Origin of the sequence: Funiculus sociatus GB2-C1 (genome assembly GCF_039962115.1) — a bacterium.
In the GTDB taxonomy this organism is placed as follows: domain Bacteria; phylum Cyanobacteriota; class Cyanobacteriia; order Cyanobacteriales; family FACHB-T130; genus Funiculus; species Funiculus sociatus.
In genome coordinates this window covers 1-15330 of sequence record NZ_JAMPKJ010000101.1, presented here as the reverse complement: position 1 = coordinate 15330, position 15330 = coordinate 1, and the positions used below count along the sequence as shown (strand labels likewise).

Here is a 15330-nt window from a genome sequence, read left to right as displayed (position 1 = left end):
TGTGGATACGACCATTCTTGACCGTTTTGGAAGACGCACAAATGGGACACGCAGGCATGGGAGGAGAACAGCAAGAAACTCTACTCCTCTATCATTACATCTTGAGCACTACCGTATCTTCTTCATGTAAGAAAAGGGCATCAAGATGGTTAGAGGATGTCTGAGAATTGTCAAAAGTTAGCTTTATCCCCCCAGCCCCCGCGCTAACGCGCCGCTGCGCTAGAGAAAAGGGGGGAGAATCAAGTCTTAGTCCCCCTTTTTAAGGGGGATCTCGACCGTCTAAGAGTCTCGATTATGACTTTTCAGACATCCTCTTAAGCTACGAGGAATGCACTCAATCTAAACTGGTATTGTTCCAATGACACCATCTAGTGCCACTTTTTGAGGAGACTCTGCTGTCACCTTAACGGAGCGATCGCAAAGCGCAAAGCGCAAATCGCTCCTTTTAGAGAGCCGCAGGTTCACTAAAATCAAGTTCATAAAAGGAAGAGGAAAGCAATTTGCTTCCTCTTACATTCTTAGCCCACCGATTAATCTTCTGCTGCTGGGAATACAGAGTTGGTAATAAGTACAGGCTTTTGGCTATATTCCGCCTCCAGCTTTCTTTGCACAGTCAAATCCCAGCTTAAATCGTAGTCCCTTTCGATGTCTGCAAAAACAAAGGGGCGGAGTACACCAGTTACGACAACCTCCTGACCATCGTTGATGGTTTGGCCTGGGGTTCTATTTAAGACCAGCAAGTCTTGGGTGCTGGTCAGCTTATCCTCATCTAGGCTAAACGAAGTTGGACTGATGATGTCTTCGACTTCAGCTTTCACAGCAATAACCTTGCCATAGAAGGCGCTGGGGTTTTTGGTCACTTCACCCGGTTTAGGCGCTAGAGCAATTGATTGGGCAATGATTACTGGTTTGTCTTTGTATTCAACCTCTACCTCTGGTTCTAAGTCTAAGTTAAACTCTCTCTCGACATCAGCAACTATAAACTTTTGAACCTTTCCTGTCACTTGAAGTTCGATGTCATCAGGGAGAACTGTGGGCGCTCCTGAAGCATTAATAACCAGAACTTGGTCATTACCGAAAAGCTCATCATCAGTAATTGTGAAGGAATTGGCACCAACTTTTTCTCCAACTTCGCTTCTGACAGTTACACTTTTGCCAAGGAGTTCGTTTGTTTCTTCAGCAACTTCCTCTGTAGTGACGTTAGTCTGAGCTGTAGGGCCACCTGCGTTTGGATCGTTAGTGGTGCAAGCCGGAAGAAGCAGAGCAAGGAACGCCAGGCCGATTGCTGTTCCTTTGGCGTTCGACAATGCTTGAGCAAAGCCGTTAGGACGGACAGATGCGTAACTGGCAACCTGGACTTCATTAAATCTGTTATTCATTGAAAAAATCTCCTTAAATTCTCTATTCATCGGTACTTATTGAGGGAGAAGCTGCTCCCTTTGTGCAGTAGTTCTTTTCCTACTGCTTCGACGCGATCGCATCTATTTCAACCGCTATCAACTGCTCACACAAGCTTCACTTGTGCTAGTTCAAAAAGACTTGACCATCTCTTTGAATTCTCAGTGCGCCCAGGTTATCGTCTAAATTTCTCGATTCATCCAAGGAAATCACTAGCATTCCTGCTTGGGAGGTGGATATTGGAGCTACATCCACTAGCCCTTTATCCTGACGAACCGTTGTGATAGTCACCGGGGTTGGCAAGTCTTGCAGGACAATTTCTTCTCCGCCTTGTATAAATCGGCGTTGAGTATGCCCAATTGCCTCATAGGAGATAATCGCGTTGGTGTTATTTTTCAGTTTCACATCTACCTTTCCATTAATAGGTGTGACAAGAGCGATTGCATTACTACGAGTCTCTGGTAAAGGCGGTTGAATAACACCCACTGGAGCTGGTGCGGGGGCCATAGGTTTAATGAAAACCTCCCGGTCTGTGGTAACTGCTCTGTTAGGAATTCCACCTGTTTGAACACGCTGTGTAGCAGCATTAGGCGGACATCCCTGGGGAACTAAGTGTGTCCTATTAAAGGGTTCTTCGTAATAAACACCAGGGCAGGGGTTGACCTTGGAAACTGGCATTGCCGATGCCGCTAAAGGAATTGCTGGTAAACCAATGAGTAAGGTTCCACAAATAGCGCCGGCTAACCCACCTGATTTTTTACTCTTTGAATTGGGTTGATTCATAAATACCTCCTAAAAGCATCAATCTTGTTCAAGAAATGTTCTTAATTCTGAAAAGAAATGGAGTAAGCTGAAATAATTAGTTATTTCTACAAATATCTAGACACTCACAATTGTAAGTTGCTCAGCTTTGACTACTACTTCAGTTATCCAACAAGTTATGAAAAAAACAAATCATTTTTGAGTTCAATAACTTAATCATTATTCATCTCATCGCTAAAATCAAGATATAGTTATGCGTTTAGGCTGGAATTAAATGTATTAATCTAAAATTTAGAATAGAATGATGTTTAGCAAGTTTAGTTACTATTTATATCTCTAGATATAAATAGTAACTAAACACTTATTTCTTGCCTAAGATAGAATTAAATCTACTTTTATTATGTATCTATTAGTAGTTCAAATTAAATTGGCTTGCAATGTTACAGCGATTAAGAGCAATTTTTAAAATGCCTAGGCTTCAGGAGCAGCACCTCACGAGGGTCTGGCTGATTGTTGGGTTATTCGCAATTATTGTCGTCTTAGATTTTTTTACTCCACCCCCTTATGCCTTGGGTTTCCTCTATACCGGACCGATTTTGTTGGCTTCTTCACGCCTGAGTCGCTCGGCAACAGTTCAAGCTACGGTGATGGGAACAGGGTTAACCCTTTTGAATCTGTTCATCCCTAAAGCAGAATGGATGAACTCCTCAAGCCTGATGAACCGCTTGCTGATGGCGCTGGCACTTATAGTCACAGGTTGGTTGAGCGATCGCAATTTGCGTCATGAGGAAGCGATCGCGCGACACAAAGCGCAGCTACAGGCACAAGAGCAGTTAGCTAGTGCGCGGGAGGATTTCGTGTCAACGTTAACCCACGACCTGAAAACACCGCTCCTGGGAGCAATTGAGACATTGAACTCGTTGCAGCAAGAAAAGTATGGTGCAGTAACAGTCGCACAGCAAAAAGTGTTCTCAGCGATCGCTCGGAGCCATGAAAACTCACTTGAGCTAATAGAGACGCTGTTGGATGTTTATCGCAACGATACAGAGGGAGTCAGATTAAAACTGGCACCTGTTGATCTAGTTGCTATAGCTGAGGAAGCGATCGTCACCGTATCAGAGTTAGCCGCAAAGCGCCGAGTGGAAATTAACCTCACTTTTGGAGAATCCAACGCTCGCCCTCTCTGGGTAAATGGGGATGCACTACAACTACAGCGAGTCTTTAGCAACTTGTTGACGAATGCAATTAACAATTGCACTCGTGGTGGTAAAGTGGAAATTCTTTTAGAATCTGACTTTAACTATCAGGTGGTGAAGATTCTTGATAATGGGCGGGGAATAACACCGGATGAACTCCCGCGCTTGTTTGAGCGCTTTTACCAGGGACATAGCGATCGCCAATCTATGGGGTCTGGGCTGGGGTTATACTTAACTCGACAGCTTATCGAAGCCCACGGCGGTACAGTCTGGGGCAAAAATCGTTTCTCCTCAGAGGCTACTTCGCGATCGCAACGCGGTGCTTCGTTTGGATTCAGATTACCTGTGCATCAACGCTCAAAACAATTGTCATCACACTTGGATGAGATTAGTTAACACAGAAGCTTCATGGAAATGACAATAAGCCGCCATATCGGTGCTTCATATTGAGAGTTAGCTAGATCATGCCTAATACATCCGTAACAGCCGGCTCCGGAGTCGGCTGTTGTTTTCTTGTGAAGCGAAAGCTTTTTAATGCAAGATTTATAAGGTGATTTGGCATGATTTTGACACACTCTTTCTAGTTTTGCCCCTGTATGCGGCTTTAGCTGCTTGTGTCTGGTAAAGATGACCTCAAATGCACTACGGATTTTGCTTGTTGAAGATGACGAACTGTTTCGCCTCGGTTTGTCTATGCGGTTGCAACAGGAACCTGGATTTGAAGTCGTCGCTGAGGTTGAAGACGGTGAGACAGCTATAGAATTAGCTCTTCAACAGCCACTCGATATTGTGCTACTTGATGTAGGATTGCCGGGAATTGGTGGTATTGAGACTTGTGAACAACTTAAGCAGCAACGCCCAGAGCTACCTATCCTAGCTTTAACATCTCGTTTCCAAAAACCTCTGATTGCTAAGTTAATTGAAATCGGTGTCAAAGGCTACTGCCTCAAGGGTATTAGGGCAGAACTTCTAATCTTAGCGATCCGTTCTGTAGCAGCGGGAGCTTCCTGGTGGGACGAAGCAGCAACCATAGAGATTCAATCTACTTTTATGCACGCACAACCTACTTCTACGCCATCAGAGGCTGAAAAATTACCTGAAAATCCGCTCACAAGGCGGGAACAGGAAATTTTGGCAATGATTGCAGCCGGACGGAGCAATCAGGAAATTGCAGACCTTCTCTATATTGCCCCTGGTACTGTCAGAGTTCACGTCCATTCCATCTTGAAGAAGCTGGAGGTACGCGATCGCACTCAAGCAGCTGTCTTAGCCATCCAAAAACAACTCATTTCTCCCGACTTGTTAACAGATTAACAATAGGGAATTAGAAAAAATAATTATCACGCCATTAGGCAGACGCGATCGCATTTACAACCTCTTATAGTGAAACCGAAGGAGCATAGATACTGCTTCTTCAAGGTATTTCTTGACAACACTAATTAGGAAAATAGTCCCATGACTGAGTTGATAACAATTCCGACTCGCCCCTGGACGTTGATGTCAGGAATTTACCGCAATGTACTTCCAGCCGTTCATCGCTATTTAGGGGAATGGAAAGAACGAGCCAATCAAATTCCCAATCCAGAACTTCGCAAACAAGCATTAATGAGTATCGAAACAAAAACGTTTCACTGTGCAGGAGGTGCCATCTATGGATTGTTAGCTAAAAACCACAGCGATGAAACAATTCGTTTTATTGTTGCTTATCAAACAATTAGCGATTATTTAGATAATTTGTGTGACCGAAGTACCTCACTCGATCCTAAGGATTTTCGCGCTCTTCATGAATCCATCTTTCATGCCTTAACTCCAGGAGCAGAATGCACAAATTATTATCGCTTTCGTAAGGAGCAGGAGGATGGAGGCTATTTAAGACAACTGGTTGAAACTTGTCAAACTGTGTTGGAGCAGCTTCCAGCTTATCCAAAAATATCTTCAGCTCTTCATGAATTAGCCAGTTATTATTGCGATTTACAAGTCCATAAGCATGTACAAGTTGAAGAGCGCATTCCACGTCTAAAAGCTTGGTTTAAATCGCATCAGGAAAACCTTCCTGAGATGAGCTGGTATGAATTTTCGGCCTGTGCTGGCTCAACCCTTGGAATTTTTTGTCTTATCGCCTATGCTTCCCATGAAGATTGTTCAGAAGAATTAATTCAGAAAGTAAAAAATGGTTATTTTCCCTGGATACAAGGACTACATATTTTACTAGATTACCTTATAGATCAAGAGGAAGATAGCCTCGGCGGCGATCTAAATTTTTGTTCTTACTATAAGAACAAAGATGAAATGACGGAGCGGTTTACACACTTTGTTAATAAGGCTAAGGAAAGTGTTGCTCAATTACCCAATACAAATTTTCATCAGATGATTAATCATGCCTTGTTGGGCATTTATCTAGCAGATGAGAAAGTGGGAAGACAAAAGGAAGTTCAAGGAATCGCGAGACAACTCATCAGTCTGGGTGGTGGCTCGACGTTCTTTTTCTTTTTAAATCGTCTGGTGATGGCTCGTCTTCGCTACTGCTAACTGCTTGTGTAGCGATCGCATCGGTTTGAACAGTCAGACCCTAGAATTAGGATGTATTTCTTCCGTACTTTTACCCTCAGCACCAACCTGAAACGCTACATAAAGTCGCAAGAGGCTCATAGTTATGTCCAAAATCGCTGTTATTGGGGCAGGCCCAGCAGGATGCTCAGCAGGATACCATCTTGCTAAAAGCGGGCATCAAGTAACCCTCATCGACAAAGAGAGCTTTCCTAGAGACAAAATCTGCGGAGACGGAGTCAGTCTTCAGTCAGTCCAGGCATTGTCCACAATGGGTATCTACCCGCAGGATATCAAACGCAAGGTATCCGAATTTACGCCTATCAATGGGCTTGTGCTTGGAGTTTCCAACGGAAATTACCATATGCAGACCACTGAGCTTGAAGGGTATTGCATCCCCAGATTTGTATTTGACAATCTACTCTATGAACGAGCTATAAACGCAGGGTGTGTGCCAAGTACCCAAAGGATTTCCAACATCGACCGCCACCATCAGGAGCTGCACAACGATTTTGATTTCATCATAGATGCACGCGGAGTCTATGCAGGCGACGCAAATGCGATCGCTATCAGAGCTTACTGGATAGTCAAGTCAGAAGACTTCCCTCAAGCCTACCTTTCACTGGCTCAAATTTACTTTGACAAGTCTCTTGGAGTTAACGGATACGGTTGGATATTTCCAGTGGATATAAAAGCTGGATTGGTGAAACTCAATGTTGGAGTGGGTATATGGATAGATGAATACAAGAAAATGAACAAAAACATTATTCGGATTTTTGACGAATTCGTTCAGCGTAACGAGCAAATGAAGGAACTGTTAAGCAAAATTGTTAGTAAGCAAAAACCTAAAGCGTATCCTCTAGCAACTGCTCTCAAAGGGAACAGAGTTAGCGATGGAAAAATCCTGAAAATTGGCGACGCTGCCAATCTGACAGACCCTCTGACTGGGGAGGGAATTGCCAATGCCATTCTCAGTGGTTTACATGTTACGCAAGCTATCAATATGAGTAGCAGTCCAGAAAAGACAGCCGAGAATTGGCAACGTCTTTACGAAACCTGTTTTGAGGAGGATATCCGCGCTGCCTTGCGGATAAAGTCTTTGAGGAAATACTCCTTTATGAACAATATGCTGGTCTGGCTGATGAAAAGGAATCAGCATTTTTCTGAGCAAGTGACTTATGCAATTGTCGGCTCAGTGCCGTATAACGAGCTACTGCCTTCACTTAAGCATTGATTTCTCTACTCTGCTGTGCGTTCCCAGCTCTCCTTCTGTCAAAGAAGCGATCGCTTCCTGGCTAAGATAGTTACGTCTATGTTCGCTCCTCACAACAAGACTTTTGGCCGCAATGCCGCATAAAATTACCCGTTTCTACCTGAATCGTGGTGTGTTCAATGCCGAACTTATCGTGCAGCTCCATTGGTTGCGACTACCGCCCTCGCGAAATTTATTTATTAGATGGTATTCAAGACTGTCTTGTACGTCAATATACATTAGCTAATAGAAAAAATTTGTATATATAGTTAGAGCGATCGCATATGGCGATCGCTTATCCTTAATGTACCTATTCCATCTGCTCTATTCCTGTTTTGTTCCAATCGCGAACACTAGGAGCAAGCGAGATTAAATCTTCAATATTTCGTTTCATGGTTGCACAAATCGCATCCAAGGGCAAGTCGTTAGCATCGTGACCAAAAGGATTTTCAATTTCAATGCCAATCTCTTCAATACCAAACAAAGTGAAACTAATCAAAGCCACAATTGGCCCAGTCCACCAAGTTAAATCTTTAACCATTTGAAATGGCAATGCTAAACAATAAAGCAACAACAATTGCTTCAAATGGATAGCATAAGCAATAGGGATAGGTGTTCTAAGAATGCGTTCGCAGGCTCCTAAATTGTCTACTAAGATATTTATCAAACTTTGTAGAGCAGTTAACTGGTGAGCATTGAGGTGTTTATGGTTATACTGATCCTGTAGATAATCTCCAATCCAGAAGGCAACCTCTAGCGGTGGATTGTTCATCGTTTTTAGCTTAAAATAGCGAGATTGTGACATAAATGGCTCTAACTCGCTGTTTACAGGCTCGGCTCTGAGATGCAACTTAGTAGCGATCGCAAAAGCAATCAATAATCGCAGGGCGGAAATTTTGTTCTCTCTATCTTTTGGTTCCTTTTCGTCAATTGATACCCAAATTTGACGAGATAGGTTACGGACAGAGTTAACTATGCTACCCCAAGCTTTGCGACCTTCCCAAAATCGCTCGTAAGCTGTATTTGTTCGGAAGACCAGTAATAAGCCTAAGACAATATTGGGGATTAATGCACTCAGAAATGGCATTGATACCGATACTCCAAATTTGTGAAGTAGGGCAACAAAAAAACCAAATGTTCCACACAATATTACTCTAGGTAAAACTGCTGAAATTACCGAACCTCGAAGTCGCAAAGCAACTTGAAACCATTTCTCTTTTTCCCGATCCATGCCACCTCAACCTTTCCGTCTTGACCCAGACTGTGAATACTTATTCAACAGATAATACTCGATCTATTATGAGTTTCAGTTGAGGATAGTCAAGGGGAATTTTCCAGCCGGATCGGGCGCGAGTAGCGCTAACGCGCATACGCTTCGCGATCGCATCTTTGTTTACGCCTTGTGGCGCTTTCTTAGCTTGAGTGTCCCCGATTGCGGCTCCCTGGATGCCACAAATAGGCGTGGCTCATGTCAAGTATGTTCCCCCGGAGTTGGGGAAAAGAACGCGATCGCACTAGAGAATTTTCTAATAGCGCCAAAAATTAATGTATATATTGCCTTGATTGTGATTAGTTTCTCCGTTTGACTTGAGAATGCCATAAAATTCAATTAAATCTAAATACGATACTCTTCCACAGGTAAGCGCCAAACTATCATAGTCGCAACTGTATTTCAGGAGTGTCTTCTGGAGGTAATATTGACCACTGCGCCTATCTCGCCCAACGAAGTACAACGCCTAGAGGCACTGCGGCGATACAATATCCTCGATACACCTCCTGAAGAGAGCTTCGACCGCATCACAGCTCTCGCGGCTCGTCTTTTTGACGTGCCAATTACCCTAGTTTCCTTAGTTGACGAATTTCGAGCCTGGTTTAAATCCTCCTATGGCTTTGACTCTCGCGAAGTCAGTCGGGAATCAACAATTTGTAGCTTCGCAGTTTTGTGTGACGATGTTTTAGTCGTTCCGGATACCAGAAAAGACCCACGCTTCGCTTGTATGCCCTTTGCGCTTAGCGAACCGGGCCTTCGCTTCTATGCAGGCGCGCCACTGATTGACAAGGATGGCTATAATCTTGGCACTTTATGTCTTCTTGACAGCAAGCCGCGCCATGAACTGAGTGCCGAGCAGCGAGCAAGCCTTACCGACCTAGCGGCTATAGTCGTTGATGAGTTAGAGTTGCGGCTGGCGGCTCGCAAAATTGCTCAGATGGATGCCGCCCTCATCGAGGTGACTAAGGGAGTTTCCGCAGCGACAGGCGAGGCGTTTTTCTACTCACTGGTGCAACACCTCACAAAGGCATTGGGTGTTGATTACGCTTTTCTGGGGGAACTGGCTGGGGGAAAAATTAGCACTATTGCTCTATGTGCGGACTATGAGATGGTAGACAACATTGAATATTCCTTGCTGAATACACCTTGCAAACAAGTCATTCAGCAGGGGAAGCCATGCTATTATCCCCGTGGCATTCAAGCGCACTTTCCTGATAATCATTTGCTGGCACAGATGGAAGTGGACAGCTATATCGCAGCTCCACTTCTAGATTCCACAGGCTGCGTGCTGGGATTGCTTGGGGTGATGGCTAGAAAACCGTTGGAAAATACCCAGCTTGCAGAATCGCTACTAACAATCTTTGCTACCCGTGCGACAGCAGAACTAGAGCGCAAGCGGAGGGAGGAAGAACGCGCCGAGCTGTTGGTTCGCGAACAAGTGGCTCGTGGGGAGGCTGAGGCAGCTAACCGCATGAAGGATGATTTCTTAGCTGTACTTTCTCATGAGTTGCGATCGCCACTCAACCCCATTCTTGGCTGGTCTCGGATGCTTCGCGCTCAGAAGTTAAACGCAGTGACTACGGCTCGCGCACTGGAAGCAATTGAGCGCAACGCCAAGTTACTCTCAGAGCTAATTGAGGATCTTCTCGATGTCTCGCGCCTGATTAGAGGCAAGTTGTCTTTGCAGGTTTGCCCAGTTAAGCTGATACCAATCATTCAGGCAGCTATTGAAACGGTGCAGCTAGCCACTGGCGCTAAGAACATTCAACTTGAGTCGGTACTAGATCCTTCAGTAGGCTTGGTGTCAGGCGATCCAAACCGCTTGCAGCAGATTGTCTGGAATCTGCTCTCCAATGCCATCAAGTTCACTCCTGAAGGGGGAAAGGTGGAAATAAGGCTGGAGTGCAGTGACTCCCACACCCAGATCCGCGTAAGTGACACGGGGAAAGGAATTAGCGCTGACTTTCTGCCCTATGTCTTTGAGCGCTTCCGCCAAGCTGATAGTACCAGCACGCGATCGCATAGCGGACTTGGTTTAGGTTTGGCAATTGTGCGTCACCTGGCAGAACTGCATGGCGGAACTGTCCATGTTGACAGCCCAGGCGAGGGGCTGGGGGCAATTTTTACAGTGCAGCTGCCCCTGATAATTACGACTCACGGGAACGGGCTGTTAGCGCCTGGGCATGAAGTGGAAACTGAGCAAGAAGCCCCACCCACTCCTGATGCAATCATCAGTGCTGTACTTGATGGTTTGCAAGTGCTGGTTGTCGATGACGAGCCTGATAGCCGAGATTTTCTCACCATAGCCCTTGAACAGTATGGCGCTAGGGTGAGGGCAGTTGCATCAGCAACCGAGGCATTTGAGGCACTCCAACAGCTGAAGCCAAATGTTTTGGTGAGTGATATTGGGATGCCCGGTGAGGATGGATACACGCTGATCCGCAAAATTAGAGCCTTGGAGCCAGAGCGAGGAGGAGATATTCTTGCTGTGGCTGTGACGGCGTATGCTAGGAGCGAAGACTCTCAGCGTGCTATTTCGCTAGGTTTCCACAGACACATAGCTAAGCCAGTGGAGCCAGCTAAGTTAGCTGCGGCGATCGCTAGTTTAGTTAGAACTTCTTTGGTTGGTTAAATAATTTGTCATGCGATCGCATTGTGCTGTGGTGGGAGTGCGATCGCGGAGTTAAAAATAAATGTAGCGAACTGGCGATAAAAATAAGCAAATGATTTTATGTGTTCTGCTTTCATACCTGTGATTCATTCCATACCATCAGGCGAAGCTTTAATTGAAAACGTATTATGTAACTATCAGATCGAAAAACCCCTATCGTGCCGATTGTATAAACGAGGTCTTAACGATACTTATCTGGTAGCAACAGCTCGAGACAGATATATTTTGCGAGTTTATCGCAGAGGGTGGAGAACTTTAGAAGCTATTAATTTTGAAGTTGAACTGCTGGCGTTTCTGCATAATCATAAAATGCCAGTCGCGTACCCCCTCCAAAGCAATTCAGGCAGTTTCACCCAAGCAATTGAAGCACCGGAGGGGAGGCGCTATGCTACTTTATTTTCCTACGCACCAGGTAGGGCGGTGAATGAGAAGCTCAATAGCGAACAAAGCCGACGGCTGGGAGAGGTGCTGGCAAATATTCATTTAGCGACGGACGACTTTAAAAGTCGTTTTAATCGTCCCGCTTTAAATTACGAGTACCTGCTAGAGCGATCGCTAAATATAATTGCACCTCTTTTTAAAGATAGAGCCGATGATCTCGATGATCTCCAAAAACAAACCGAGAAAATCAAAATGCAGCTAGAGGTGTTAAAGCTACCTCTTTCAGCACCCGTCTATGGAATTTGTATGGGTGATGTTCATTCGGGAAATGCTCACTTTACCGAAACCGATGAACCAACTTTGTTTGACTTTGATCAATGCGGCTATGGCTGGCGTGCCTTTGACATCGGCAAGTTTATGCACGTAACCTATGCTTGGAAGATGAACAGTGAAGTAAGAAAGCCTTTTTTAGACGGTTATCAAACTATCCGCAAACTTAGCGAAGATGAACTCGCCTCGATTCCTATATTTACCAAAGTTGCACACATTTGGGTTATGGGGATAAATTGCGAAGCAGTCGGAGATGTCTTGCCTTATGGCTGGTTTACTGACGATTGGCTTGATTCTAAGTTAGCGTTATTGGGTCAGCTTTCTAGTGATAATTTTGACATCTACACCTGATTGCAACGCCGGGAGAGTCCTAAATTGTACTGGTACAACGGCAACCTGATTCAATCTGGAACTCTGGAATTAGCCATTGACGATCCGGGGTTGCTGTACGGTGCTACAGTTTTTTCCACGCTGCGGGTTTATCAGTCGTTGGATAACCCATTGACTAACTGGAATGGACACTGCGATCGCATTCGTTCGAGTTTGCTGGCGCTTGGTTGGCAACAACCAGACTGGGAGCGATCGCGCTACGGTGCAGAAACTTTAACAAAACACTTTCCCATCCTCAGAATCACCATCTTTCCGGATGGGCGCGAGTGGATTACTGGGCGATTCTTACCTACTGATTTGACACAACGACAAAAATGTGGTATAGGCGCTTTACTTATAGAACCCCGCCTAACCCCAGGTGGTGGGGTTATTGAGCGGTCATTGCCACAGCATAAAACTGGTAACTACCTAGCTGCGTGGCTGGCAATGAACAAAGCCAAGAAATTTGACGCACAAGAAGCGATATTAGTTGACGAGCAGGGAAATTGGCTGGAAACCAGCACGGGGAATCTTTGGGGATGGCGGGATGGGAAGTGGTGGACACCGCCAATCGATGGGATTTTGCCGGGAATCATGCGATCGCAACTGATTAATTGGCTGGTGAGTCAGAATCAACCAGTGGGGGAAGTCGCATTCGATGCCGAGTGGGTAAAGGGATTGTCTGCTGTGGCTTATAGCAATAGCGTCGTGGAAGTCGTTCCCATCCATACCGTTATCACCACAGAAAGCCAGATTACCTACGATCCAACTCACAGCAGCCTAGAGCAATTGCGTCGCCTCCACCAAAGCGATCGCAGCCACAAGTCCTGAAATCTTACCGGGTTGGTTAGTATCAAAGTAGTAGGGACGACCTTTGGGAAATCCTATTTTGCAGGCTAATGTACCTAAAATGTGTCAAGAGATTCTGAGAAAGGTTAACATTAGTTAATACAAATAAAAATCCAATCACATCCTAAAGCTTAGGAGGAATAAGCGTGAATAAGCGGTGGAGAAACGCAGGGCTGTATGCACTGCTAGCGATAGTTGTCATCGCCTTAGGAACAACATTTTTAGAAAAACAACCCCAGAGTCGGGAGACCTGGAAATACAGCAAACTGATTGAGGAAGTTCAAGAAGGCAGGATCGAGAGAGTTGGCTTAAGTGCTGACCGCACCAAAGCGCTTGTCACAGCTCAAAGCGGCGACAAGGTTGTAGTCAACCTGCCCAACGATCCAGACCTGATCAACATTCTGACCAGTAAAAATGTTGACATTGCAGTTTTGCCCCAAAGTGATGAAAGCTTCTGGTTCCGCATCTTAAGCAGTTTGTTTTTCCCAATTCTGCTTCTGGTGGGATTGTTCTTCTTGCTGCGCCGCGCCCAAAGTGGCCCAGGCTCTCAAGCCATGAACTTTGGCAAATCCAAAGCCAGAGTGCAAATGGAACCACAAACCCAAGTAACCTTTGGGGATGTTGCCGGAATTGACCAAGCCAAGCTGGAACTGAACGAAGTTGTAGACTTCCTCAAGAACGCCGACCGCTTCACCGCCATTGGTGCCAAAATTCCCAAAGGCGTGCTGCTAGTTGGCCCTCCGGGAACTGGTAAAACCTTGCTGGCTCGTGCTGTAGCTGGGGAAGCTGGCGTACCTTTCTTCTCCATCTCTGGTTCTGAGTTTGTGGAAATGTTCGTCGGTGTCGGTGCATCTCGCGTGCGCGACTTGTTTGAACAAGCCAAAGCAAATGCTCCTTGTATCGTATTCATCGATGAAATTGATGCCGTTGGTCGTCAACGGGGTGCAGGTTTAGGCGGCGGTAACGATGAGCGGGAACAAACCCTCAACCAGTTGCTGACCGAGATGGACGGTTTCGAGGGCAATACTGGGATTATTATCATTGCTGCTACGAACCGCCCAGACGTGCTAGATGCAGCACTGCTGCGTCCGGGTCGCTTTGACCGTCAGGTGGTTGTAGATCGCCCTGATTACGCTGGTCGTTTGGAAATTCTCAACGTTCACGCTCGTGGTAAGACGCTGGCGAAGGATGTTGATCTGGAGAAGATTGCCCGTCGTACCCCAGGCTTCACAGGCGCTGACCTTTCCAACCTGCTGAACGAAGCAGCAATTTTGGCGGCTCGTCGCAGTCTGACGGAAATCTCGATGGATGAAATCAATGATGCCATCGACCGGGTGCTGGCTGGCCCTGAGAAGAAAGACCGGGTGATGAGCGAGAAGCGCAAAACTTTGGTTGCTTATCACGAAGCTGGTCACGCGCTAGTTGGTGCGTTGATGCCAGATTATGACCCAGTGCAGAAAATCAGCATTATCCCTCGCGGTCGTGCTGGTGGTTTGACTTGGTTTACACCGAGTGAAGACCGGATGGATTCTGGTCTGTACAGCCGCTCATATCTGCAAAATCAGATGGCGGTAGCTTTGGGCGGTCGAATTGCTGAAGAAATCATCTTCGGTGAGGAAGAGGTGACAACTGGTGCATCGAATGACTTGCAGCAGGTGGCTCGTGTGGCGCGTCAAATGGTGATGCGGTTTGGTATGAGCGATCGCTTGGGTCAAGTTGCTCTAGGTCGTCAGCAAGGCAATATGTTCTTGGGTCGCGACATCGCCGCCGAACGCGATTTCTCTGAGCAAACTGCTGCCACCATTGATAATGAAGTCCGCAGCTTGGTAGATCAAGCCTATCGCCGCGCTAAAGATGTGTTGCTGAATAACCGTCACATTCTAGATCAGTTAGCACAAATGCTGATTGAAAAAGAAACTGTAGATGCGGATGAACTGCAAGAAGTGCTGGCAAATAATGATGTGAAAATGGCAGCGATCGCGTAGTCAATTTTCAAGGCAAGGATTTTAGATAAAATCTAAAATCTCTAGTCGGGGCAATTCTAGGATTTTTTCTAGAACTGCCCCGATTTTTTTTACGAGCGCTCCTAGATCCCACATTCCGCCCTTTGATTGTCACAAGCGGATAATTCAGTGGAACCGAAGGCTAGCACAGGCAAGTTCAATCGAGTGAAATCTGCTAGAGATGAGAGACTGACTGCCTGACACATCTTTGTAGATGCTTGGTAGATCAAGGGTGACAGGTTAATGAACGGATGCGAGAGAACCAAATCTGGTCATAGAAATCATGCTCAGCCCGTTTAGAT

General features: G+C 45.7%; 13 protein-coding genes. 9 read left to right on the top strand and 4 right to left on the bottom strand.

The window, feature by feature from the left end; genetic code table 11:
- Positions 1-339: 339 nt before the first annotated feature.
- The 3 genes from NDI42_RS27170 to NDI42_RS27160 all read right to left on the bottom strand — a co-directional run bounded on the left by NDI42_RS27170 (position 340) and on the right by NDI42_RS27160 (position 2181).
- Positions 340-480, bottom strand: a complete 141-nt coding sequence (locus NDI42_RS27170) for a hypothetical protein (protein WP_348231807.1) — start codon at positions 478-480, stop codon at positions 340-342.
- 50 nt (positions 481-530) lie between these two features.
- Complete coding sequence (locus NDI42_RS27165) at positions 531-1379, bottom strand: hypothetical protein (RefSeq protein ID WP_190459934.1); 849 nt, start codon at positions 1377-1379, stop codon at positions 531-533.
- A gap of 145 nt (positions 1380-1524) precedes the next feature.
- Positions 1525-2181, bottom strand: coding sequence for a hypothetical protein (locus NDI42_RS27160; protein ID WP_190459933.1), 657 nt, complete (start codon positions 2179-2181; stop codon positions 1525-1527).
- Positions 2182-2597: 416 nt separating this feature from the next.
- Between NDI42_RS27160 and NDI42_RS27155 the strand changes: the two genes are divergently transcribed.
- The 4 genes from NDI42_RS27155 to NDI42_RS27140 all read left to right on the top strand — a co-directional run bounded on the left by NDI42_RS27155 (position 2598) and on the right by NDI42_RS27140 (position 7137).
- Positions 2598-3752, top strand: a complete 1155-nt coding sequence (locus NDI42_RS27155) for a sensor histidine kinase (protein ID WP_190459932.1) — start codon at positions 2598-2600, stop codon at positions 3750-3752.
- A 231-nt stretch (positions 3753-3983) separates the two neighbouring features.
- Positions 3984-4670: a response regulator gene (locus tag NDI42_RS27150; RefSeq protein ID WP_190459931.1), complete on the top strand. Its 687-nt coding sequence runs from the start codon at positions 3984-3986 to the stop codon at positions 4668-4670.
- Between the two features lie 141 nt (positions 4671-4811).
- Positions 4812-5885 (top strand): tetraprenyl-beta-curcumene synthase family protein, encoded by a 1074-nt coding sequence (locus NDI42_RS27145; protein ID WP_190459930.1) that lies wholly within the window; start codon positions 4812-4814, stop codon positions 5883-5885.
- A gap of 124 nt (positions 5886-6009) precedes the next feature.
- Positions 6010-7137, top strand: a complete 1128-nt coding sequence (locus tag NDI42_RS27140) for an FAD-dependent oxidoreductase (protein WP_190459929.1) — start codon at positions 6010-6012, stop codon at positions 7135-7137.
- A 328-nt stretch (positions 7138-7465) separates the two neighbouring features.
- Here NDI42_RS27140 and NDI42_RS27135 read toward each other — a convergent pair whose 3' ends face one another.
- A complete protein-coding gene (locus NDI42_RS27135; RefSeq protein ID WP_190459928.1) occupies positions 7466-8386 on the bottom strand; it encodes a bestrophin family protein in 921 nt (306 codons plus the stop codon).
- 79 nt (positions 8387-8465) lie between these two features.
- On the opposite strand from NDI42_RS27135, the gene NDI42_RS27130 reads away from it, so the two are divergent.
- The 5 genes from NDI42_RS27130 (at position 8466) to ftsH3 (ending at position 15010) form a co-directional block, all read left to right on the top strand.
- Entirely contained in the window at positions 8466-8741 is a 276-nt protein-coding gene (locus NDI42_RS27130) for a hypothetical protein (RefSeq protein ID WP_190459927.1), read from the top strand.
- 111 nt (positions 8742-8852) lie between these two features.
- The gene (locus NDI42_RS27125) at positions 8853-11057 is read left to right on the top strand and encodes a hybrid sensor histidine kinase/response regulator (protein WP_242017861.1); all 2205 of its coding nucleotides are present in this window, start codon (positions 8853-8855) and stop codon (positions 11055-11057) included.
- Between the two features lie 99 nt (positions 11058-11156).
- On the top strand, positions 11157-12158 hold the full coding sequence (locus NDI42_RS27120; protein WP_190459926.1) for a homoserine kinase: 1002 nt from the start codon (positions 11157-11159) through the stop codon (positions 12156-12158).
- 24 nt (positions 12159-12182) lie between these two features.
- Positions 12183-13007 (top strand): aminotransferase class IV, encoded by an 825-nt coding sequence (locus tag NDI42_RS27115; protein WP_190459925.1) that lies wholly within the window; start codon positions 12183-12185, stop codon positions 13005-13007.
- Between the two features lie 164 nt (positions 13008-13171).
- Positions 13172-15010 carry an ATP-dependent zinc metalloprotease FtsH3 gene (ftsH3, locus tag NDI42_RS27110; protein WP_190459923.1) on the top strand — a complete coding sequence of 613 codons (1839 nt, stop codon included), beginning with the start codon at positions 13172-13174 and terminating at the stop codon, positions 15008-15010.
- The last annotated feature ends 320 nt before the right edge of the window (positions 15011-15330 follow it).